We start from the raw sequence: 23,049 nt of genomic DNA, 5'->3' as shown, positions 1-23,049 counted from the left end.
CTGAGTAACAAAGTTACTAAGTAATGTATTTTGACGAATTATAATTATTTTTTGTTTTTCTATTTTAAACTTTGAACCTTTGTGGCTTAGAACCTTAGAACCTTTTAATTAAAATTCCGCATTCATTGGTGTTCTTGGGAAAGGAATTACGTCACGAATGTTGGTCATTCCTGTTACAAACAGTACCAATCTTTCAAACCCAAGTCCAAAACCAGAGTGAACCGCTGATCCAAATCTTCGAGTGTCTAAGTACCACCACAATTCTTCTTCATCAATTCCTAAGGCTTTCATTTTTTCGACTAAAACATCAAAACGCTCCTCACGCTGAGATCCTCCTACTATTTCTCCAATTCCAGGGAAAAGGATATCCATAGCGCGAACGGTTTCTTTTCCTGGTTCTGTATTGTCATTCAAACGCATGTAAAACGCTTTGATATTGGCTGGATAATCAAACAAAATTACCGGACATTTAAAGTGTTTCTCCACCAAGTAACGCTCGTGCTCACTTTGTAAATCAGCTCCCCATTCGTTGATGATATAATTGAATTTTTTCTTTTTGTTTGGTGTAGAATCTCTTAAAATATCAATAGCTTCCGTATACGAAACGCGCTTGAAATTATTTTCTAAAACAAAATTCAATTTTTCTAGCAAAGCCATTTCGCTGCGCTCAGCTTGTGGTTTTGATTTTTCTTCTTCTAAAAGTCTTCCTTCTAAAAATTTCAAATCCTCTGAACAATTGTCTAAAGTATATTTTATCACGTACTGAATAAAATCTTCAGCCAAATCCATGTTGTCATTCAAATCATTGAACGCCACTTCTGGCTCAATCATCCAAAACTCGGCAAGGTGTCGCGAAGTATTTGAGTTTTCAGCTCTAAATGTTGGTCCAAAAGTATAAATCTGACCCAAAGCCATAGCAAAAGTTTCTCCTTCTAATTGTCCAGAAACTGTCAAGTTGGTTTCTTTTCCAAAGAAATCTTCTTTGTAATTTACTTTCCCGTCCTCGGTTCTTGGTGTTCCGTCAAATGGCAAAGCCGTAACTTTAAACATTTCACCAGCACCCTCAGCATCAGATCCGGTGATGATAGGCGTATTCACATACACAAAACCTTTCTCTTGAAAATAGCTGTGAACGGCATAAGACAGTACAGAACGAACTCTCATAATAGCTCCAAAAGCATTCGTACGCACACGCAAATGCGCATTCTCACGCAAGAATTCTAGTGAGTGCTTTTTAGGCTGCATTGGGAATTTCTCCGGATCAGAGTCTCCTAAAATTTCCAATTTTGTAACCTGAATTTCAAATTTTTGACCTGCTCCTTTGCTTTCTACCAAAGTTCCCGTTACAGATACTGCAGCTCCAGTTGTAACACGTTTTAAAGTTTCGTCTGGCGTATTTTCAAAATCCACCACACATTGAATATTATTGATAGTTGAACCATCATTCAACGCGATAAATTGATTATTTCTAAAAGTTCTCACCCATCCTTTTGCATTTACTTCATGAAGCGTCGTTGTACTGTTTAGTAAGTCTTTAACTTTTGTATGTCTCATTTTATGTGAATTGTTGATATTAAAAATTGTCTCGTGACTGAACTGCAAATATAAATGATTTGTTTGAAAAGTCCTTGTGTAAAATTCAGGAATGAGGAGCTATTTCCCGCTATTCGCTTTATCTTTTATCCCGTTCTTAAAAACGAGATAAAAGGATGCCGCTACAAACGCAGTTCACTGAATACCTATGTAATTAAGAGTACGGTGAAGTAATTGGTGCTAAAGAGTATCGGAATTGACAAATCTCTAATTAATTAAAAATTTGGCTTACTGCCTAAAATACAAATTAAAGTTTAATTTTTAGCCTATTGTGCTTGTTGTTTTATCTTTTCAAGGTAAAATGTCCTTTCAAAATTCTACCATCTTCTAGTACTACCGTATACCAATAGTCATCAGAAGGCAAAGGTCGCCCATTAAAGTTTCCATCCCAACCTTGATTTAAGGGATCTAATTTGCTTATTAATTTACCATATCGATCAAAAACATGAATAATTGTTTTAGCATTAAAGGTATTGTTGACGCCTTTTATATTCCAATAATCATTTAACCCATCTTGATTTGGAGTAAAGAAATTGGGTATTCCAAGTATTGCTACTTCTTGCAAGGTAATACCGCAGCCATTTAAGTCTTTTACATAAACCGTATGCATTCCTGCACTAACATTAGTAAAAAGATTTTCTGATTGATAGTAGCTATTTTCGTCATCCAAGGCATATACATAGTCACCTGTACCCGTTGCGGAAACCTGGATACTATTAGTAGAAGTAAGATCCTCTATTTTTATGTTTTCTATTTTAGCAATATTAGATGCAGAAACTATAATTATTCTAGTTCTAGAACATCCGTCAACACTAGTTGCTTTCGCGGTATAGGTTCCTGTTTTGTCAATTGTTAAAGTATATTCTGTTTCGCCGCTGATGATATTTCCGTTATAAGTCCACTCATAAGTGTAATTATCTATTAATAATTCATCAACAAGGGCAGCATTGATTACTTTGGTAGAATTCCTAATATTGCTGCAAAGTCGTTCCTCACCAGTCAAGTTTATTGGCGGTAATGAATGAACTACAAATGGTATAGTCATTGTTGCTTTACAGTTCGCATTATTTGAATTAATTACCTCTACTCTTATATTTTGTGAGCTGGTTACAAACGGGTTGGGCAATGGACTTGAAAGTAAATTATTACTAGCATCATAATACTTGACTATCATTCCTGTTTGACCTCTCAAAATGGTATTTTGAAAGGTCGAAGTGTCAAAAGCATATTTTCCGTCTTGCTGTGTGGGATCGATTTCATCATCGCAAACAATTAATAAATTGGACGGAATAGGAGAGGCTTCTGGTAAATCCGAAACCACGAATTCTAATTTTGTTTCATAGGAACAAGCAGTCATTGAATTGTTGGTTGCCTCTACTTTTATTATTTGCGAACGAGTTACAAAAGGATTGGGTAGCGGACTTGATAAAGAATTATTGTTTTCATCAAAGTATTTCAAAGTGAAGTTAGTTGAACCATTCAATAATCGAGTTTGAATTGTAGAGGTGTCAAAAGCAAAAAAGCCGTCGTGGTTGTCATCACATTGTATTTCCTTAATAGGTTGCATTACCGGTATTGATTCAACAGTTAACTGAATAGGAGAACCTAAACCCAAACAATCATTGTTAAGTTTACTATCAATTCGAACATAAATTTTTTGTGAATTGAGATACCCTGTATTTCTGTAATTTACAATATCTAAAATTGAATTTTTTTCTATTAAAGCATCATTAAGATTGCGATAGTAGGTAATGTCTAGTTGCTGTCCTATAGGAAAAAGATCTTTTATTTCCTTATTTACACTACTAAAATCAAAACTAGAAATACCGTCTGTATTGGTACCCAAAACGGCATCATCACAAACTGTAAAATTTCTAACGAAATTAATCGGAATTTGCGTTGTAGAAACTATTAGGTTTATTGTTGCAATTTTAGAACAGTCATTGGAGTTTGAAATTCGTGCATAAACTATATCGTTATTGATTATTTGATTGCTATAATTAGTGGGATTAGTTATTGGGTTGCGATTATTTTGTGCATCAATTTGTTTTGAAAAAAAAGTGATGCTTTCGTTTGTAGCATTAGCTGTTATTTTTGGGATTGCTTCCTCTAAATTAAAAACAGTAAATCCATTAATATCATCGTCACATTGTTTTAAATCAACATTTTGATTGATAGTAGGTAATGCATTCACTTGTATGTTGAAAGATGTTGTTGCAAAACAAATTGGATCATTTTTGTTATACATTTTTACATAAATCGTTTCCGTTGCATTGGTATTTGCATAAGATGATGGCGCTGCAATATTTTGCGTCAAAGCAATGTCTTTGTAATAACTAAGTAAAAACTGAGTCGCTGACTGTCCCTTTAAAATTGTTGAAGATTTTTGAGTTAAATCAAATAAAACACGTCCATCAGTATCATTGCCAATGCTCGCATTATCGCAAACTACATAGTTTGATATAGCAGTGGAAATTTCTGGAATAGGTCTTTCATTAACAGAAATTGAAAATGAAGTACTGCTTTTACAAGACGGATTAGCTTTGTTTGTTACTGAAGCAATTATCGTTTGTGGTAAGTAGGCTGTTGTGTTTGTGTATGTAGATGGGCTATTTATGGCTAAATTATCATTATAGTCAGCAGCATTAACATAATAATCAACCTTATATAAATTGGGATCTTGACCGTTAAGTATTACAGCATTTTGAGATGTCAAATCAAAAGCATGAAAACCATCATTATTGTTATCACATATTGAGATATTTTGTGGTTGAGAGGCTGAAGGAACTTCGTAAATAACAATGTTTTTAGTTTCTGTTATTACACCTGTATTCGATGTTGCTTTTACGGAAACGGTGTAATTTCCTATTGATGAATAAAAATGATTAGGATTGAGATCAGTGGAGGAATTGCCATCACCAAAATCCCATTGCGCGGCAATAATTTCTCGATTGCTATCTAATGAAAAAGAAGCGCTATCGCCCAAACAGTTATTTTGTATTTTTATGGTGACTTGAAGATTAGATGGTGTAAATTGAGGAAGACCAGCATACGAGAGTCTACCCTTCAGGTCAACAGCTTTTAATTGAAAATTGCATCCAATACCCAAAACATTAGGGTTAGCAATAGCGCTTAAATAAGGAACTAGGTCATTGGCTACATAGATTTTCCCGTCAGGAGCTAACTGCAAGGCAAGTGGGCTAGATTCCCTGTAGATTGTAGTAACTAAATTGATTTCAGAACTGGGGATATTAGTAGCTGTTAAATCATATTGGTTCAGTTCATACTTCTTAGGAATTTCATTTCCGGTTGTTAGGTATGCAATTTTTCCAGATTGTGAAAATTCTACACCATAAGTATTTGGTTTATTCGTAATCAATCGAGGATTACTAACGACACCAGTTTGGTTATTAAAATTAAACAGTTCGGTTAAACTTGATAAATTAGCACAAATTAATTTATCACCTGTTGGAGCCACTTTCATGCTTCCAATAGCATCTTGAGCTCCTGCTACTTCCACACCAGCACTACTAATAACTGGGATAGAATTTACTCCTGAGTTATCTACAAAGAATGAGTAGAAATTATTACTTCCATATCCATGAGTAATGACCCATACTCCCTCTCCCGTTCTATTTAATGCTGCTGTTAATTTTTCAGTAGTTGGCGTGAATAATAGAATATTTTTATTGGAAGTAACAGCTCCTAATCCCCCATTTAAAGATAAATCTACTTCAGAATACTTTATTCCTTCATTACTCCCTTTAGCATCACAGGTGAAAATATAATAAATCGTGGAAGATTTAGGCTTTTTTACTATTATAGCAGATTGTGTGCTGGTATTATTACCTCTTAGATCGCTTCCATTTTCCATCAAGAGATGGCTTTTATTATAAACAGATACACCATCAGTATAGAATAACAATTGACCAGCACTGTTTGATATAGTTGCAGAACCTTCATAAGTAGTCTGTTTTCCGTTAGTTAATGCAACTGGAGTACCGCTGTTAAAATCTAATCCTGCACGTTCACCAAAATACCAAATATTAGCCTCGCCCTGAGCATATATTGATAGAGAAAATGAGAATAGCAAAAACACAAAAAATTTATTCATAGCATAAATCTAAAAAAGAAATTAAAAGTACATTTTATTTATGAGTTAGTGTAAAATTTGTAGGAATATTTGCTTTGTCAATTTTATAATAATGCTGAAATACACACAGCAGGTATTAATTTTAAAATTAGTTTTTTTTATGTTTTAAGAGTTTACGCTACTATTTTACATTAAGTGATTTTCGCTCGTAAGGAATTATAAAGTATAGTTATGCTATGAATATTTAAAGTATTGACCATTCAAGTTTCAAAATATATTTAAGTTAATCAGGAGCTGCTTCCCGCTATTTGCTTTATCTTTTATCTCGTTCTTAAAAACGAGATAAAAGGATGCCGCTGCTATCGGGGCTAGGCCATATTTTAATAAGAATATTTTACTTTACTTTTGTCGCTTTGAGGAGCGAAAAATATGAGTTTGGTAAGCAATTTGCAAAGATTCATACTTCCGCAAAATAATAAATTGTGTTTAAAAATAATGATCATGATTCTTGTTGCATAATCTATTAAAAAAAGCTAAAAACCCAGTTTTATTGAATATTTGCATGCCACATTATGGTTATTCAAAGTTGAAAAATTCACTAAGAGGTGGCTTCATCCCAAATGTAATGATGCAAAAAAACCACATCTAAAAAAGATGTGGTTTGTATATTAGTAAGTAAAAATTTTCTAATTAGTTGTAATTTAGCTTGACATTGATGGGGCTACTCTTAAATGGACCACTTAAAATAGTAATAGTGCCTTCAAAAAAACTATTTGTTGGAAAATCATTAAAATAATTTGCATTTGCCTTTTTGGGTACATCAAAAGTTATTTGAGTCCCCGCTTCATTTATCTTAAAATCCGGTGAGTTATTAGCATATACATCAAATATGTAATGACCTGTTCCTTTAAAATTAGTAAACGCTAGCCATAGTGGCACTCTCACTTTAAGTAAGCCCTGAGATGGTAAAGCATCTTCATTTAATAAATACCTTAAATTTGTTCCGGTGATAATTAATGACTCGCCCGAACTTAAAACAGTTTTGTTTACACCAGTAATTACCGGCTTTTTTTCTGCAACAACCAGCAAGTCATAACTAAAGTAAGTCGTTGTTCCATTTATATTTTTTACAGCTAAAAAGTAATTACCAGGATTTACAGCTGTCGGAATTTTAAAAACTACTTTGTTGTTCACTATTGAAAAGTTGATACTGCTGTTCACAAACATTTCTCGATTTTCAAGTGTTACACTCTGTATTCCAGCTCCAATAGCTAAATCATCAATAGAATACGTTGCACCCTGAAAAAACAGAATATTATTGTTGCTCGGTGTTGGTTCAAAATGATAGGAGGTGATTGATTCGTGTTGTATCGAGTTAAAAACAGTAGGAACAACTTTAAAAGTTTCCGAGAATGTTTGATTGGAAATTTTATTTTTGACAATCAAGGTATAATATCCTGAAGGTAATGTTGCAGTTTTTAAAAAGATGCGTTGCGCTCGACTAGAAGTATTATTGTAACCTGAGCCAGTTTGTTCTATTTTACTTATTGAACAATCAATACTGTTATTGTCATTTGCCAGACTGATGTCCCAATGTGACAAATCAGTATCAAAATCTAAAGCCAAAAATGAAATTTCTGATGGTTGCGATTTTTGAAGAAATACATCTTGATCCAAGTCAAGAAAGCGAAATGTTTTGGTGCTTGTAGACTCATCTGAACTGCTGCATGCTACCAAAAATAACGATGACAAGAAGAGAAGTAAAAATTTTAATTTCATAAGATTATTTTTTTTGGCGAAAATATGTATTTTTTTACAAAATCATCAAAAAAAGTGGTTATGCTAATCTTTTATAATAAATACGATTATTTTTTCCAGATAATTATGATTTAAGAGTAGCATTGATAGACGATCAAATCATAAGTGAGATAGTGGTACTTTGAAAGTTTTCCTTAATCAAATTAAAAACTTGATTAACCTACAAACACTTTGTATTTTTGCGGCATGAACGACAATTTTGTAACAGAGTATTTCGGCATTGGCATCCAAAATGGTAAAACACCTGAAAATCTTGGTGTATTGTGGCGCACCGCACAAAACCTGGGTGCAAGTTATATTTTCACCATAGGAAATCGATATGCCAAACAAGCTTGTGATACGCACAATGCTGTAAAATCTTTACCCTATTTTCATTACGAAAATTTTGAAGATTTCTACAACAACTTACCCAAAGGCGCTCGCTTAGTAGGCGTAGAACTTGATGAACGCGCTACAGATTTAGAAACATTCGAACACCCAAGGCGCTGTGTTTATTTATTAGGAGCTGAGGATAACGGACTCTCTAAGGCTGCTATCGCCAAATGCCATCATTTGGTCAAATTCAAATCAGAGAAAAGTTTGAATGTATCTGTTGCAGGCAGTATTGTACTTTACGATCGTGGCCTTGCAAAACCAAGATCATAAAGCATAAAGTGAAATTCAAATAGTGATATAGTTTATTTTTTTTGTTCTAATTCGTCAATTTCTGCATCACTAGGTTCAATGATGTCAATTTTAGGCTCAATAAAATCTTGTTCATTTGCCAATGTTTTATTTAAGGTGAGCACTAAAGCAGGTAGTAACATTAAATTAGACAGCATCCCGAACAATAATGTCAAGGAAATCAATCCTCCAAGGGCAATTGTACCTCCAAAACTAGACAACATAAATACCGAAAAACCAAAGAACAATACAATAGAGGTATAAAACATACTCAAGCCCGCATCCGTAAAAGTGGCATACACTGATTTGCGAATCTTCCAGTTGTTTTTCTTTAGTTCTTCTCGATATTGCGACAAGAATCGGACGGTGTCGTCTACTGAAAGTCCAAACGCAATTCCAAAAACCAATATCGTTGACGGTTTTAATGGTATATCCAAAAAACCCATCAATCCAGCGGTAAGCATCAACGGAAGTAAATTTGGAATAATAGAAACCAAAACCATCTTGAACGAACGGAACATAAATGCAATTAAAAGTGCCGTTAACAAAAAAGCAAATGCTAGCGAAGAAAGTAAATTATCTAGCAAGTAACCCGTTCCTTTTTGGAAAACCAAAGCTTTTCCTGTAATGGTTACTTTATATTGATTGGCCGGGAAAATCTTGTCTGCCTTCTTGCGAATTTCAGCTTCTATTTTAGCAATCTTATCGCCACTTTCATCACGCATGAAAGTAGTAATTCGGGCATATTGACCGGTTGCATCCACATAGCTTTTCATCACATTATCTTTCGAATTTTTAGTCGAATTTTTAGCATACGATAAAATAAAAGATTGTTCCTGTGAGCTAGGTAATTCGTAATAATCGGGATTACCGTTGTAATACGCTTGCTTAGAATATTTAACCAAATTGACAATAGAAATGGGCTTAGACAATTCTGGAACCTCATCAATAGCTTCCTCAAGTTCCTCCATTCGCTTCAGGGTAGACAATTTCATAACCCCTTTTTTGCGCTTGGTATCAATCATAATTTCAAGTGGCATCACTCCGTCAAACTCTTTTTCAAAAAAAACAATATCCTCAAAAAAGGCTTCTTTCTTAGGCATGTCCTCTATTAAACTTCCCGAAATTCGCATTTCATATATCCCTATAATGCTCACTACTAATAACGATACAGCTACTACATAAATAGAAAATCGATTGTATTTTACATTTCTTAAAATCCAATCCATGAAAACTTTAACGTAGTTGCGATCCAAGTGCTCAATGTGACGCTCTTTTGGTGCTGGAATAAAACTATGAAAAATAGGGATTACTATAATGCACAAAAAGAAAAGCGCCATAATATTGATAGATGTTACCACTCCAAACTCTAATAACAATTGATTGTTTGAAGCAATAAAGGTTGCAAAGCCTATGGCTGTTGTAAGATTAGTCATTAAAGTTGCCATTCCTACCTTTGTAGTAACACGTTGTAATGCTTTAGCCTTATTATGGTGAATTTTATATTCTTGATGATACTTATTGGTCAAGAAAATACAATTCGGGATTCCAATTACGATGATTAAAGAGGGAACTAAGGCCGTTAAAACCGTAATTTCATAATTCAACAATCCTAAAAACCCAAAAGACCACATCACACCAATAATTACAATAATCATAGATATTAAGGTGGCTCTAAAACTTCTAAAAAAGAAAAAGAAAAGCAATGAAGTTACCAGTAAAGAAGCACCTATAAAAATGCTAATTTCATCAGTAATGGTCTTTGCATTTAAGGTCCTGATGTACGGCATCCCCGAAACTCGCAAATCAATTCTTGTTTCTTTCTCAAAAACTTCGACTGCAGGGACTAGTTTCTCTAAAATAAAATCTTTTCTAGCAGCTGTGTTTACAATTTTCTTGTCCATGTATACCGCAGAACGAATACTTCCTGATCTTTTATTAAATAGCAAACCCTCATAGAAAGGCATATCATTGATAAGCTCCTTTTTAATGGATTGTAAATAGGCAGGATCTAAAGTTCTATTTTGGTCAATAAAGGGAACCAACTCAAAGGTTTCCAGGGATTCATTTTTTTGAAGCTTTTTTAAATCATTAAGAGATACCACAAGATCTACAGCGGCATCATTTTTTAAAGAATTCATCATTCTAGACCAAGAAGCGAATGCCTTTGGGGTGAATATAGCATCATCTTTAACACCTATAATGACAAGATTCCCTTCTTCTCCAAATTTATTTAAAAAAGCATCGTACTCAACGTTTACAATATTGTCATTAGGCAATAAATTTGCTTCAGTAAAAGTAAAATGAATATTTTTCCATTGTAATGCTAAAAGTGCCGTAATTATAGCAATAATAGACAGCATTAAAATTCTATTTCTAAGGACAATACGAGCAATTAACTCCCAAAATCCCAAACTAAACCACTTGATCATATTTCCTATTTATCGGGCACAAAGGTAATTAAATCGACTACAAATCGTGAGGTATAATCAAAAGTTTTTCTTGTGTTTACTGGATTTTAACGGTTGTTTTTTATATTTACAATTAATTAATTTTAAACTGTAAAATTTATACATTTGGTTTTACCATCTTTGTCATAATTAAAAAAATAATTTGTATCCACAACACTATGAAAAAATATAAAAACTCAATTTTTTACTTTGTTGTGACTGGCGTGTTTCTCTTTTTGATGTATCTCATTATCAATAAAGGAAAAACACTCGAAGCTAATGAAACAATTGTATCCCCAATTAGTGACAAAGGATCTTGGGGTGATTTCATTGCCTCTATGCTTCATAATTTTCAGGATCCATTAGCCATATTATTAGCGCAAATCATAACTATCATTCTAGTTGCACGCATATTTGGATGGATTTTCAAAAAAATTGGTCAGCCCTCCGTAATAGGAGAAATTATTGCAGGTATTGTTTTGGGACCGTCTTTATTGGGTTTATATTTCCCTGAAGTATCTGCTGCATTATTTCCAGTCGCTTCTCTAGGAAATTTAAAATTTTTAAGCCAAATAGGACTTATCCTTTTTATGTTTGTAATAGGTATGGAGCTGGATTTAAAAGTCTTAAAAAACAAAGCTAACGAAGCCATAGTAATCAGCCACGCTAGTATTATTATTCCGTTTACGCTAGGTATAGGACTCGCCTATTTTGTTTACAATCAATTTGCTCCAGAAGGCGTTAAGTTTTTATCTTTCAGTTTATTCATGGGTATTGCACTAAGCATCACTGCTTTTCCAGTACTAGCACGTATTGTCCAAGAAAGAGGCATACACAAGACAAAATTAGGCGCTATTGTAATTACTTGCGCAGCAGCAGATGATATTACTGCTTGGTGTATTTTAGCAGTAGTAATTGCAATTGTAAAAGCGGGAACATTTGTTAGTTCACTATACATTATCATGCTTGCAGTACTATATGTTGCAGCAATGATCTATATCGTAAAACCTTTCTTAAAGAGAATTGGAGATTTATATGGAACTAAAGACAGTATTGTAAAACCTGTTGTAGCTATCTTTTTTTTGGTATTAATTGTATCCTCTTATGCAACTGAAGTGATTGGAATCCATGCTCTTTTTGGGGCTTTTATGGCAGGAGCTATTATGCCAGACGTACCTAAATTTAGAACCATATTTATAGAAAAAGTAGAAGATGTTGCCCTAATTTTACTATTACCATTATTCTTTGTATTCACAGGATTAAAAACCGAAATTGGTCTTTTAAACGATCCCTTTTTATGGAAAATAACTGGTTTCATTATTCTTGTGGCGGTTGTAGGTAAGTTTTTTGGAAGCGCACTAGCAGCTAAATTTGTGGGGCAAAGTTGGCGCGACAGCTTAACCATTGGCGCCTTGATGAACACCCGAGGATTGATGGAGTTAATTGTATTGAACATAGGTCTTGAACTAAAAGTACTTACACCCGAAGTTTTTACAATGATGGTTATTATGGCACTCGTAACTACATTTATGACAGGACCGGCACTAGATCTTATTAATTATATTTTTGACACAAAAGATGGTCCCGAACAAGCTGAACTATCAGATGATTCCAAGTTTAAAATACTGATCTCTTTTGGGAACAATGAAAAAGGAAAATCACTGCTACGAATTGCAAATAGCTTAGTAAAAAAACAAAAAAACACTGCTGTTACCGTTATGCACCTGTCTCTGAGTGATGAAGTACATAGTTTTAACCTAGAGGATAAAGAAAAAAACAGTTTTCACCCTTTGGTTGAAGAATCTCAAATTCTAAAACAAGAAATCACTACCATTTTCAAGGCAACTACTGATATTGAAACCGAAATTGCCGATGTTGCTAATCAAGGAGATTATGATTTATTGCTAATAGGTTTAGGAAAATCTATTTTTGAAGGTACCATCCTTGGGAAAGTGATTGGGTTTACCACTAGAATCATTAACCCTGACCGTTTAATAGATAAGTTTACAGGTAAAGAAGGCTTGTTTGAAAATTCACCATTTGATGAGAGAACAAGACAAATCATATCCAAAACCAAAATGCCTATTGGAATTCTTATTGATAAAGATCTACAACAAGTAAACCAAGTTTTCATACCTGTTTTTAGTTCCGAAGATTATTTTTTAATGGACTATGTTCAAAAATTAATTTACAATAATAATTGCAAAATTATACTCTTAGATGTCAATGGAAGATTAACTACTAATTTTGTGATGAATAGCGCCATCCAGTCACTAGAACAACAATTCCCGAACAACATCAGTGTTATTACCGAAAAGATTATCAAAAAAGATTTCTTAGATCAGCAAGATTTAATGCTTATTAGCCTTGAGAGCTGGAAAGCACTTGTTGATTCAAGAAGTACTTGGTTGAGTGGCGTTCCTTCGGTCTTAATTGTTAAGCAATAATTATGAATTGGGTCTTACTGGTAATTGGAGGTCTTTTTGAAATAGGTTTTGCAACTTGTTTGGGCAAAGCCAAAGAAAATTCAGGTACTACAGCAATAGTATGGTTGATAGGGTTTTTAGTGTGCTTATCCATAAGCATGTTATTACTTTATAAAGCCTCACAGACATTACCCATAGGAACTGCTTATGCCGTCTGGACAGGAATTGGCGCAGTAGGAACCGTTCTTGTTGGGGTTTTTATATTCAAAGAACCCGCTGATTTCTGGAGGATATTTTTCATCACCACCTTAATAAGCTCCATCATTGGATTAAAATTAGTATCCAGTCACTAATATTTACATGACTGTTAACCCAATTAGGATGGGAAATGATTACTTATCGTACTTTTTAATTTCAAAATTCTCACCATCAAAAACGCCATAGGTAAAATATACAATCCAATCTCCTAGGTTGACATACTCTGCATTTTCACCTACAGAAACTTTCATCGGTAAATGGCGGTGACCAAAAATAAGGTAATTGTAGTGCTTGGTTTCTAATTTTCTTTTGGAATACAGAATAAGCCATTCTTTGTCTTCGCCAAGAAAAGTCACATCTTCATCACCTGAAATCAGTTTGTTTTTGACCGATAAATATTGTGCCAATTTCACGCCAATATCCGGATGCAACCACCTGAAAAGCCATTTGAAAAACGGATTGGTAAACACTTTTTTCATGCGTTTGTAACCCTTATCACCAGGGCCTTTTCCGTCTCCGTGGCCAATAAGGAATGTTTTATCTCCAAAAGTGTATTCTTGATTGTCATGAAAAACAGGAATATTCAATTCCTTCTGGAAATAATCGGCCATCCACAAATCGTGATTTCCCACAAAGAAATAGATAGGAATGCCACTATCTCGCAGTTCTGCAAGTTTACCCAAAACACGGATGAAACCTTTTGGGACAACCGTTTGATATTCGAACCAAAAATCAAATAAATCGCCTAATAAAAAAAGAGCTTCGGCATCACTTTTAATTTCATCAAGCCACGCTACAAACTTTTGTTCTCGTGGATAACTCAGCTCAGGCGTAGGAGCACCAAAATGTTGATCAGACGCAAAATATATTTTTTTGTTGTTGGGTAATTGCATGAAGTTACAAAATGGATTTTACATTATCACTGGCATACCATTCTGCAAAAGAGGATTCGGTCTCTTGTAATTTTAAAGAAAAAAGCGCAATACCTTCTGGAAGTCTATTACTGATGCGTTGCGCAAAATCAATAACCATGTTCTCACTTGTGGGTTGATAATCCACCAAAATTACGTGATGCCCACGGTTGATCAACTCATTAGCCAGCTCAATATGAGGTGTTGTTCCGTTAAAAACGGTGGCGTGATCAAACTGATCTACAATTTCTTCTTTTACAATTTTCTTTAAATCCGTAAAGTCAATTACCATTCCGAATTTCACATTAGAACGGTCAGTAATTGGAGACCCAATTACCGTTACTGACAATTTATAACTGTGTCCGTGTACGTTTTTGCATTTGCCATCGTAACCATACAAGGCATGCCCGGTCTCGAAACTAAATTGTTTTGTAATTCTGATATTGCTCATCGGAGTTTAATTTTAAGGCAAATTTAGTGATTTTTTGACTTGTAGTAAAAGCTTTGTTCATCAAACCACTTGAATGCTAATAAAACCAAAAGTTTTAAAAAACCATACCGTAAAATGGCACGTTAAATCCGACCAAAATTTACAATAAATTAACATACCGATTGCGTTGTCAATATTATTAGTAATATATTTGGCCTTCAAATATTTAAAAGTAAATAATATGAGAATACGCGCTCTGTGATTATAGAATGCCTATCCTTATTTTAATTATTTGAATGAAACTAACTAACACTTATTTATTACTTTTTCTATGAAAAAAACTTTACTCAACAATGTTTTGTTTGTGTTACTCACCTTTTTGGGCTTGAGCCTGAGTTCATCACTTAACGCACAAACTACCTACACGTGGAACCAAACAGGTAGCGCCTCTTTTGGTCTTGCAGCAAACTGGTCCCCTAGCAGAGATACGCCAGCAGCAAATGATATTTTAGTTTTCAATAACGGTGCTACAACTACCGTAACCGATGTACCTACACAAACTATAGGAGGTCTTACAGTTGCGACAAATACTAATGTAACTTTAAACACATCAGCTACACCCGCAAAAATACTAACCATCACTAACGGTCTAAGCGGAGCAGATTTTTCTGTTGAAAGTGGTTCTCAACTTAACGTGGCCATTACAGGAGGTGCTTTCCCTTTGACTATTGCTATTGGCACAGGAGCAACTGGAATCGTTGCCGGTTCTATGACATTTTCAAGCGCAACAGCAAATACTACAAACACCATAACTGCTGCTGATGCAAGTGGTTTAACTTTCACAAATGGTGCAACACTTACGCAAAGTACAAATAGTACAGGTAACATTTTTGGTAGTGGAACAAGCAACAGTGTTATATTTGCAAGTGGATCTACTTTTATTCAGGCAGCTGGTTCAAACCCTTTTCAAAAAACTCAACCTGCATCAGTAGTAGTTTTTCAAACAGGAAGTTTATTTAAATTAATTGCAAATCAAGGGCCAGCTTTTTCTGGAAGAACCTATGCAAACCTTGAAATTGCAGCAACTGGATTTAGTCAAAATTCTACTGGAACAGGGGCTTTATCCATAGACAACCTTACAATTACCACAGGTGCTCTTAACATAAATCTTACCTCAGCAGTTTCAATAAAAGGAAATATTAGTGTTGCTGCAGGACAAACATTATCTTTTAATCCTGCAACGGCTGTTGGATCATTAACTTTTAATGGTACAAATGCTCAAACCATCAACAATGCAGGTACACTTAATTTTAATGCAAATACAAATGCAATCATAGCAAATACAAACGGAGTTACTTTTAACCAATCTCAAACATTGTTAGGAAGTACTACTGTAAATGCTGGGGCTACATTAGCAACAAACGGAACCCTTACACTTTCAGGCACACCTTCTATCAATGGGACACTACGATTAAATTCAACTGGATTACTTGCAGGTGCCGCTCCTACTTATGGTGCTGCGTCAAGTCTAGTATACAATAGCGTTATTGGCGGTGCCAATGTAGGAAACGAATGGACCGGCAATGCAACAACAGCTGGGGTTGGGATTCCTAATAACGTGACTCTAAACAGCAGTAGCATCAACATCAACAGCAATAGAGGTCTTGCTGGTAATTTAACCATTGACTCTGGAAGTACAGTAACAGTGAAATCAGGAAATAATCTTTCTGTGGCAAATAATTTATTTAATAACGGTACAGAATCTTCATTCGTTCTCGAAAATAATGCAAATCTTATCCAAAATGGGACTACCGATACCAATACTGGCGCTATAACTATCAACCGAAACGGAGCTTCACTAATGCTTTTAGATTACAGTTTATGGTCTTCACCAGTAAACGGTCAAAAATTAAAAGCTTTTTCACCAAGTACATTAGATAATCGTTTTTATACTTACAATCCAGCTTCAAACATCTACGTACCCGTTGCTACTCCAGCTACTACTGATTTTGTACCAGGAAATGGGTATTTAATTCGTGTTCCAAATGATCATCCTGCCACTCCAACTATCTGGGGTGGAATCTTTAGAGGGGTTCCAAACAATGGAAACATATCTGTTTCTGGTTTGACTTCAGGAACTTTTAATGCAGTAGGAAATCCGTATCCATCTACCATTAGTGCCGATGCTTTTATCACTGCTAATAACCTTACAGAACCGTTGTATTTTTGGAGAAAAACAAATGCTGCTGCAGGAACTGCTTACGCCACTTATACAATGGCAGGAGCTGTTGGAACACCAGGTAATGGCGGAATCACGCCAAACGGAACTATTCAAGTAGGACAAGGATTTATTGTAAAAACAACTTCAAATGCTGTTGCATTTGCCAATACAATGCGTACTGCCAATACTGCAAACCAAATACTAAGAACTACTACAACTGAGAAAAACAGAATTTGGTTGAATCTATCTAAAGGCACTGAACCAGTGAACCAAATGATGGTTGCTTACATGGATGGCGCCACTAGCGAAATTGACAATACATTAGACGGAAGATACATTAATGATAATGAAACTGCTCTAACCAGTTCTTTAAAAGGAGAAGAATTTATTATTCAAGCCAAAGGATTACCATTTGATTCTAGTGACATTGTTCCTTTAAGTTTTAAAACAGAACTTGCAGGTAGTTTTACCATTGCTATAGACAAGGTAGACGGTTTGTTTTTAGGTAACCAAGAAATTGTACTTAAAGATCTAAAAGCAGGAACAGAGCAAAACCTTAAAACAGGTTCATACACATTTACCAGTGAAGCGGGCACTTTTAAAAACCGTTTCGAAATTGCTTTCAAAAACAACCAAACTTTAGATATCAACACTCCCAACTTTGATGAAAATTGCGTAATGGTCTTCAATCAAAATGGAACTTTAAACGTATCTACAGGAAAAAATGCTATCAAAAACATCCGTGTTTTTGATATAAGAGGCGTTTTAATTGCAGAACAAAAAGACGTAAATTCAAATAAAGCAAGTATCAAAAACGTTACGGCAAGCAAACAAGCTGTTTTAATCCAAATTACTTCAGAGGACAATAAAACGGTAACTAAAAAAGCTATTTTTTAGGCTGTAGCCAATAAAAACAGATACTAGAATTAAAATTTTAAAATTAAATCATGAAAAACATAGTAATACAATTTTATATCGTTGCTTTTTTTATACTCTCTAGTGTTACTATGGTAGCACAAACTCCGGGAGACACTGATGGTACAGCCGATGGACTAGAAGGAACTGATGCTCCTGCAGCACCAATAGATGATTACCTTTTGCCAATGGCACTAGTGGCTATTTTTGCAGGGTACAAATATTCTAAAAACACAGCTCAAAAAACAGTTTAAATAGAGTTGATTTTAAAACTGTAACCCAATAAAAACCCCCGAAAAATAATTTTCGGGGGTTTTGCTATTTTATATTGAGATACTAAATCATGAATTTAAATGACTCGTTATTTCATTCTATTTTTTAAACTGTGCCAAAGCATTTTTTGTAAATTCAGACAAAACCAACTTCCCCGAAATAGCGGCACGATCTAATAAAAGTGTGTCCCAATGTTGCGTTCCTTCCCAAAGTACTTTTTTCATTTCCAGCAATGCCTGAGGATTATAACTTGACAAAGTGTTGCTAAAGTTACTTACTTCAAGATCCAGCTCCTCTATACTGTCACAAACTACGGCATATAGCCCTTTTAATTTCGCCCATTCAGCCGACTTCCACTCTTGTGCCGCCAAAGTCATTTCAGACGTAGCTGTTTTTCCTATTTTTCGGGTCACAGCAGGTTCAATTACAAACGGCCCTATTCCTATAGCAAGTTCTGATAATTTAATTGCAGCATGCTGCGTAGCCATCACGTAATCACAAGCCGATGCAATTCCTACTCCACCTCCCACTGCTTTCCCATGCACTCTGCCTATAATAAGTTTAGAACAGTTGCGCATGGCATTTATCAAGTTTGCAAAACCAGAGAAAAAATGTGTACCAGCGACCTCATCTTGTACCGCAAGAAGTTCATCAAAAGAAGCGCCTGCACAAAATGCTCCAGTACCACTACTTTGAATCACAATTACAGACACATTTGTTTTTTGGTCTAATGTACTAAATTCAGCTGTTAAACGATTTAATAGTTCTCTTGGAAAGGAGTTACTCGAGGGATGACTAAAAGTTACCGTTGCTACTCTATTATTGATGCTGGTCTCTAAGGAACCCATTGCGTTTTCAGAAATCATACTTTTTTTTGGGTAAAGTTAAAAAAAGTAATGCGGAATTCATCAACTCCTTGTAAGAATGAATTTGTCTTTAAAATTTGTTTTTTGGTAGATTTAAATAGTATATTTGCGCACTCCTTGGGGGATTAGCTCATTTGGCTAGAGCGCTTGCCTGGCAGGCAAGAGGTGATCGGTTCGAATCCGATATTCTCCACCAGTAAATTCAAGCCTTACAGCAATGTGAGGCTTTTTTTATTTATCATCTCCTTTAATTCTAAAAATATCAAAAAGCTTGTGTCATTTTCACAATAACGACTTGTGCTACTATTTTTTTAATAAATACTTACATTGTACTTCAAAAAAAGAAAATACATACTTGAACATAACAATCAAATTATGTAACCGAATTATCAACTAGAAATATAGGAGCAAAAAATATGTTATTAATTAAATACTTTGTTGCCAAAGAATTGAATAAATTCTGTTTAATGTTAAGGTTTTAGTACAATAACTACTTCTAACATAAATTTTTCATCAAAATTCTACATCAAATCTTATGAAATTATATTTTTTTGTTTAAACCATTTGGATTTTTTTATCTTAGCTATTTGTATAATATCTATAGGTAACAAAGTTTAGTAAAACCTTTTAGGTTAGGGTTTAAAGACAATATAAAAATCACTAAAAATGGGTATAGGAATTCCGAAAAATATTTTAGTTATTTAAGGAAATTTCTTTTGAAAGATATTACAAGCTAACTTACATAATTCCAATACTAAATCATTTTGCAATTTTAGAGTTTTTAGAAAAGACAAATTAAATTACAGTAACGGAAATAATAAATCATTAAAAAATTAAAAAATGCCAATTAACTTACAAAAGGGTCAAAAAATTGACATTGGGTTATCAAAAATCTCTATAGGATTAGGTTGGGACCCTAATGAAGGCACAGGTCATGAATTTGATTTGGATGCATCTGCCATAATGATTAACGGTGACCGTAAGCTTCTCGGTGAAAAATACTTTATTTTTTATAACAATTTAACCTCTCCTGATGGTGCATTAGAACATACCGGAGATGACCCTACTGGCGGAAATAGTGACGGGGATGATGATGAGGCAATAAAAGTTGACCTTAGCAAAATTGATGAAAATGTTCAGGAAGTACTTTTTGTAGTTACTATTGAGGATTTTGAAAGAAGAAAACAAAATTTTGGCCAAGTTAGAAACTCCTATATCAGGATTGTAGATGATGCCAATGGTCAGGAAATTGCTAAATATGAATTAAATGAAGATTTTTCTATAGAAACTGGTGTTGAATTTGGAAGATTGTACAAACGTAACAATCAATGGAGATTTGAAGCTTCTGGTATTGGATATAGAGCAGATTTAGGTTTTTTTCTAGAGAAATATTATTCGGGGGAAATAATAAAATAATATACCAAAACTAACCAGTCAAACATAATCGGGACATTACTGTTTCGATATTTTAAATGAATATTTTGAAACTAAACTATAAAAAATACAGCCATCTTTCTTTTGATTTGTGGCTCACATTAATAAAATCTAATCCTGAATTTAAAAAAAAGAGAAATTTACTATTTAAAGATTTCTTCGAAATAGATTCACCTATAGAAAAAGTAAATGAGGTTGTTCGATATTACGATGTTTTGTGTAATAATATCAATGAAAAAACAGGGTTAAATATAAGTACTTATGAAATTTATTATCTAATTTTAAACGCTCTAGACGTAAACTTGAATTCAAATGGAACAGAGAAATTAGGAGAATTTTATAATGAAACAGAGGTTTTGTTTTTAAAGAATAAACCTGAATTGATTTATCCAGACATTAAGCTTCAGTTTGAAGAGATTTTGGCAGAGGGGAAAACAATTAATATATTGAGCAATACCGGATTTATAAAAGGGAAAAGTTTAAAAAAGCTGCTCTCATATTATGAATTAACAGATTCTATTTCTTTTCAAATTTATTCTGATGAGGTAGGAATTTCAAAACCCAACAACGAAATTTTTCAGTTAGTTTTTAATGAAATAAACAACTCTAAAAAAGTATTGAAAAATGAAATATTGCATATTGGAGACAACAGTATTGCAGATTATAATGGCGCAATCAATTTTGGGTTTGAAGCGCATCTAATAAAAAATTAAAAGTGAATAAAAATTATAGCTTACATAAAATTATTGAAAAAGATAATTGCCCGTTTGAAGAAAAAGAATACAGCCGGTTTAAATTTGGTGACAAATTCTATGCAGAAAAATTTGCAAAGGAACTTTTCGAAGGTTTTGTAAATCAATTCAGAGATTTACTACTTTCTGATAAAGAAATTGTTATTTTACCAAGTCCATATCTGTCTATACCAACTGCATCAAATTTTTTATGCTATTATTTTAAAAAAGAATTAAATAGCTTTTTATTTAAAAATGGTAAAATGGCAAGTATCGAATCAAAAATTTATCGAAATCAGACTTATGTTACGGATTATGGAAATTTAGATTTTAATGAAAGAGTCAATTTAATATCTAATGATACTTACTACGTTGATCGAAATTTTATTGAAGGTAAGCTTTGCATTTTTGTTGACGATATCAAAATCACGGGTAGTCATGAACATACAGTAAACAAAATATTGAATCAATATAATGTAAATGGAGATTTCATCTTTATTTACTTTGCGGAACTTGCAAATAAAGATATTCATCCTAAAATAGAAAATCATTATAATTATTTTGATATCAAGACTGTTGAGGATATTATTTCAATTATCAATAGTGACTATTTTCAATACAACACAAGAATAGTAAAATTCATTTTAAGTCTAAATGAAGATGAGTTTGGTTTCTTAATTAGTAACATCTCTTCCCAAAAAAGTAACGAGTTATTTCATTTGGCAATAAGTAACAATTATCACCAAATTTTAGATTATAAAACAAACATTAATGTAATAAAAATAGATTAAACTATGGCTATCAATTTACAAAAAGGGCAACGCGAAAATATTAACGCACCAAAATTTACAATAGGTTTAGGATGGGATACTAATAATAGTTCCACAGGATCAGGTTTTGATCTAGATGCTTCGGTTTTTATATTAGGTGACAACAGAAAGATCATATCCGATTCTCATTTTATATTTTATAATAACCTCAAATCGCCGGACGAATCAGTTATTCACACAGGTGATAATTTAACCGGAGACGGCGAAGGTGATGATGAACAAGTAAAAATTGACCTTACAAAAATAAACCCTGCCGTAAAAGAGATTTGTATTGTAGTTACAATTCATGATGCTGTCAATAGAAAACAAAATTTCGGTCAAGTTAGAAACTCATTTATTAGAATTGTAGATGATAGCAATAATACAGAAATGGTTAAATACGAATTAGAAGAAGACTTCTCTATTGAAACTGCTGTCGAATTTGGAAGAATTTATAATAAAGATGGACAATGGAAATTTGAAGCAATGGGGGTTGGAATGAAAGGTGGATTAGAAGATTATTTAAATAAATATAACTAATAAAATGGCAATTAATTTAGAAAAAGGGCAACGTATAAATCTTGAAAAAAGTAACGGGACCAAATTACAAAACATTTGTGTGGGTGTAAATTGGGGTGCAATTGAGAAAAAAGGACTTTTTGGAACCAAAAAAGAAGCTGTAGATTTAGATGCAAGTTGTGCTATTTATGATGATAAAAAGAATCATATTGATTCTGTTAATTTCAAAAAATTAATTTCAAATGACCGGGCTATTAAACACAGCGGAGATGATTTAACAGGAGATTTAAATGGAGATGACGGTTTAGATAACGAGGTTATCACTTTAGATTTTTCTCAGTTAACACCTGCAGCAAACCATGTTGCCTTTTTTATAAATAGTTTTAGAGGACAGGATTTTAAAGATATTCCTTTTGCATCCATACGTATCTATGAAGGAACCCCAACAAGAGTTACCCAAGAATTTGCACGTTTTGATATTGCAAATGACGCAAATTTTGCAGGAAATGTATCTATGGTTTTAGGGGTTTTTTATAAAAGAAATGACGAATGGAAATTTAGTGCAATTGGAGTACCAACAAGCGATAAAAAGCTAGAGCAGACTATTGTTACAATTCAACAGAATCATTTATAAAATCA

The 23,049-nt window shown here is 33.7% G+C and carries 17 protein-coding genes and 1 tRNA gene; 11 read left to right on the top strand and 7 right to left on the bottom strand.

Translation table 11 applies throughout. From position 1 onward, the window contains the following. Positions 1-108 precede the first annotated feature (108 nt). The 3 genes from asnS to AC061E_RS01735 all read right to left on the bottom strand — a co-directional run bounded on the left by asnS (position 109) and on the right by AC061E_RS01735 (position 7,465). Positions 109-1,554, bottom strand: a complete 1,446-nt coding sequence (gene asnS, locus AC061E_RS01745; RefSeq protein ID WP_478284726.1) for an asparagine--tRNA ligase — start codon at positions 1,552-1,554, stop codon at positions 109-111. Between the two features lie 322 nt (positions 1,555-1,876). Beyond that, a complete protein-coding gene (locus tag AC061E_RS01740) occupies positions 1,877-5,707 on the bottom strand; it encodes an FIDD domain-containing protein (RefSeq protein ID WP_478284725.1) in 3,831 nt (1,276 codons plus the stop codon). A gap of 669 nt (positions 5,708-6,376) precedes the next feature. Then, positions 6,377-7,465 carry a hypothetical protein gene (locus tag AC061E_RS01735; RefSeq protein ID WP_478284724.1) on the bottom strand — a complete coding sequence of 363 codons (1,089 nt, stop codon included), beginning with the start codon at positions 7,463-7,465 and terminating at the stop codon, positions 6,377-6,379. 225 nt (positions 7,466-7,690) lie between these two features. Between AC061E_RS01735 and AC061E_RS01730 the strand changes: the two genes are divergently transcribed. Next, a complete protein-coding gene (locus tag AC061E_RS01730; RefSeq protein WP_086454513.1) occupies positions 7,691-8,149 on the top strand; it encodes an RNA methyltransferase in 459 nt (152 codons plus the stop codon). A gap of 32 nt (positions 8,150-8,181) precedes the next feature. Here the strand turns inward: AC061E_RS01730 and AC061E_RS01725 are convergent, their stop codons facing one another. Further along, positions 8,182-10,599, bottom strand: coding sequence for an efflux RND transporter permease subunit (locus AC061E_RS01725; RefSeq protein ID WP_478284723.1), 2,418 nt, complete (start codon positions 10,597-10,599; stop codon positions 8,182-8,184). A 197-nt stretch (positions 10,600-10,796) separates the two neighbouring features. Between AC061E_RS01725 and AC061E_RS01720 the strand changes: the two genes are divergently transcribed. Then, entirely contained in the window at positions 10,797-13,064 is a 2,268-nt protein-coding gene (locus AC061E_RS01720) for a cation:proton antiporter (RefSeq protein ID WP_478284722.1), read from the top strand. 2 nt (positions 13,065-13,066) lie between these two features. After that, complete coding sequence (locus tag AC061E_RS01715; RefSeq protein ID WP_478284721.1) at positions 13,067-13,396, top strand: DMT family transporter; 330 nt, start codon at positions 13,067-13,069, stop codon at positions 13,394-13,396. 39 nt (positions 13,397-13,435) lie between these two features. Here the strand turns inward: AC061E_RS01715 and AC061E_RS01710 are convergent, their stop codons facing one another. Next, positions 13,436-14,194: a UDP-2,3-diacylglucosamine diphosphatase gene (locus AC061E_RS01710; RefSeq protein WP_478284720.1), complete on the bottom strand. Its 759-nt coding sequence runs from the start codon at positions 14,192-14,194 to the stop codon at positions 13,436-13,438. Positions 14,195-14,198: 4 nt separating this feature from the next. Beyond that, a complete protein-coding gene (locus tag AC061E_RS01705) occupies positions 14,199-14,663 on the bottom strand; it encodes a 6-pyruvoyl trahydropterin synthase family protein (protein WP_478284719.1) in 465 nt (154 codons plus the stop codon). A gap of 310 nt (positions 14,664-14,973) precedes the next feature. On the opposite strand from AC061E_RS01705, the gene AC061E_RS01700 reads away from it, so the two are divergent. Both AC061E_RS01700 and AC061E_RS01695 read left to right on the top strand, forming a co-directional pair. Next, positions 14,974-17,760, top strand: coding sequence for a RemA C-terminal-like gliding motility protein (locus tag AC061E_RS01700; RefSeq protein WP_478284718.1), 2,787 nt, complete (start codon positions 14,974-14,976; stop codon positions 17,758-17,760). Between the two features lie 50 nt (positions 17,761-17,810). Further along, positions 17,811-18,032, top strand: a complete 222-nt coding sequence (locus tag AC061E_RS01695; RefSeq protein WP_144894171.1) for an Fjoh_0651 family PID-CTERM protein — start codon at positions 17,811-17,813, stop codon at positions 18,030-18,032. A gap of 117 nt (positions 18,033-18,149) precedes the next feature. Here AC061E_RS01695 and AC061E_RS01690 read toward each other — a convergent pair whose 3' ends face one another. Beyond that, positions 18,150-18,917 carry an enoyl-CoA hydratase/isomerase family protein gene (locus tag AC061E_RS01690; protein WP_478284717.1) on the bottom strand — a complete coding sequence of 256 codons (768 nt, stop codon included), beginning with the start codon at positions 18,915-18,917 and terminating at the stop codon, positions 18,150-18,152. A gap of 119 nt (positions 18,918-19,036) precedes the next feature. Between AC061E_RS01690 and AC061E_RS01685 the strand changes: the two genes are divergently transcribed. The 6 genes from AC061E_RS01685 to AC061E_RS01660 all read left to right on the top strand — a co-directional run bounded on the left by AC061E_RS01685 (position 19,037) and on the right by AC061E_RS01660 (position 23,044). Next, a tRNA-Ala gene (locus AC061E_RS01685) sits at positions 19,037-19,113 on the top strand. Positions 19,114-19,757: 644 nt separating this feature from the next. Further along, the gene (locus AC061E_RS01680; RefSeq protein ID WP_478284716.1) at positions 19,758-20,333 is read left to right on the top strand and encodes a TerD family protein; all 576 of its coding nucleotides are present in this window, start codon (positions 19,758-19,760) and stop codon (positions 20,331-20,333) included. 65 nt (positions 20,334-20,398) lie between these two features. Continuing rightward, positions 20,399-21,064, top strand: coding sequence for an HAD family hydrolase (locus AC061E_RS01675; RefSeq protein ID WP_478284715.1), 666 nt, complete (start codon positions 20,399-20,401; stop codon positions 21,062-21,064). Between the two features lie 2 nt (positions 21,065-21,066). Then, positions 21,067-21,873 (top strand): phosphoribosyltransferase family protein, encoded by an 807-nt coding sequence (locus tag AC061E_RS01670; RefSeq protein WP_478284714.1) that lies wholly within the window; start codon positions 21,067-21,069, stop codon positions 21,871-21,873. Between the two features lie 3 nt (positions 21,874-21,876). After that, positions 21,877-22,431, top strand: a complete 555-nt coding sequence (locus tag AC061E_RS01665) for a TerD family protein (protein WP_478284713.1) — start codon at positions 21,877-21,879, stop codon at positions 22,429-22,431. A 4-nt stretch (positions 22,432-22,435) separates the two neighbouring features. After that, positions 22,436-23,044 (top strand): TerD family protein, encoded by a 609-nt coding sequence (locus AC061E_RS01660; RefSeq protein WP_478284712.1) that lies wholly within the window; start codon positions 22,436-22,438, stop codon positions 23,042-23,044. The last annotated feature ends 5 nt before the right edge of the window (positions 23,045-23,049 follow it).

Source organism: Flavobacterium sp. GNP011, from assembly GCF_056428925.1.
The sequence above is the reverse complement of the archived record's forward strand: the minus strand, read 5'-3'. Positions and strand labels throughout refer to the sequence as shown.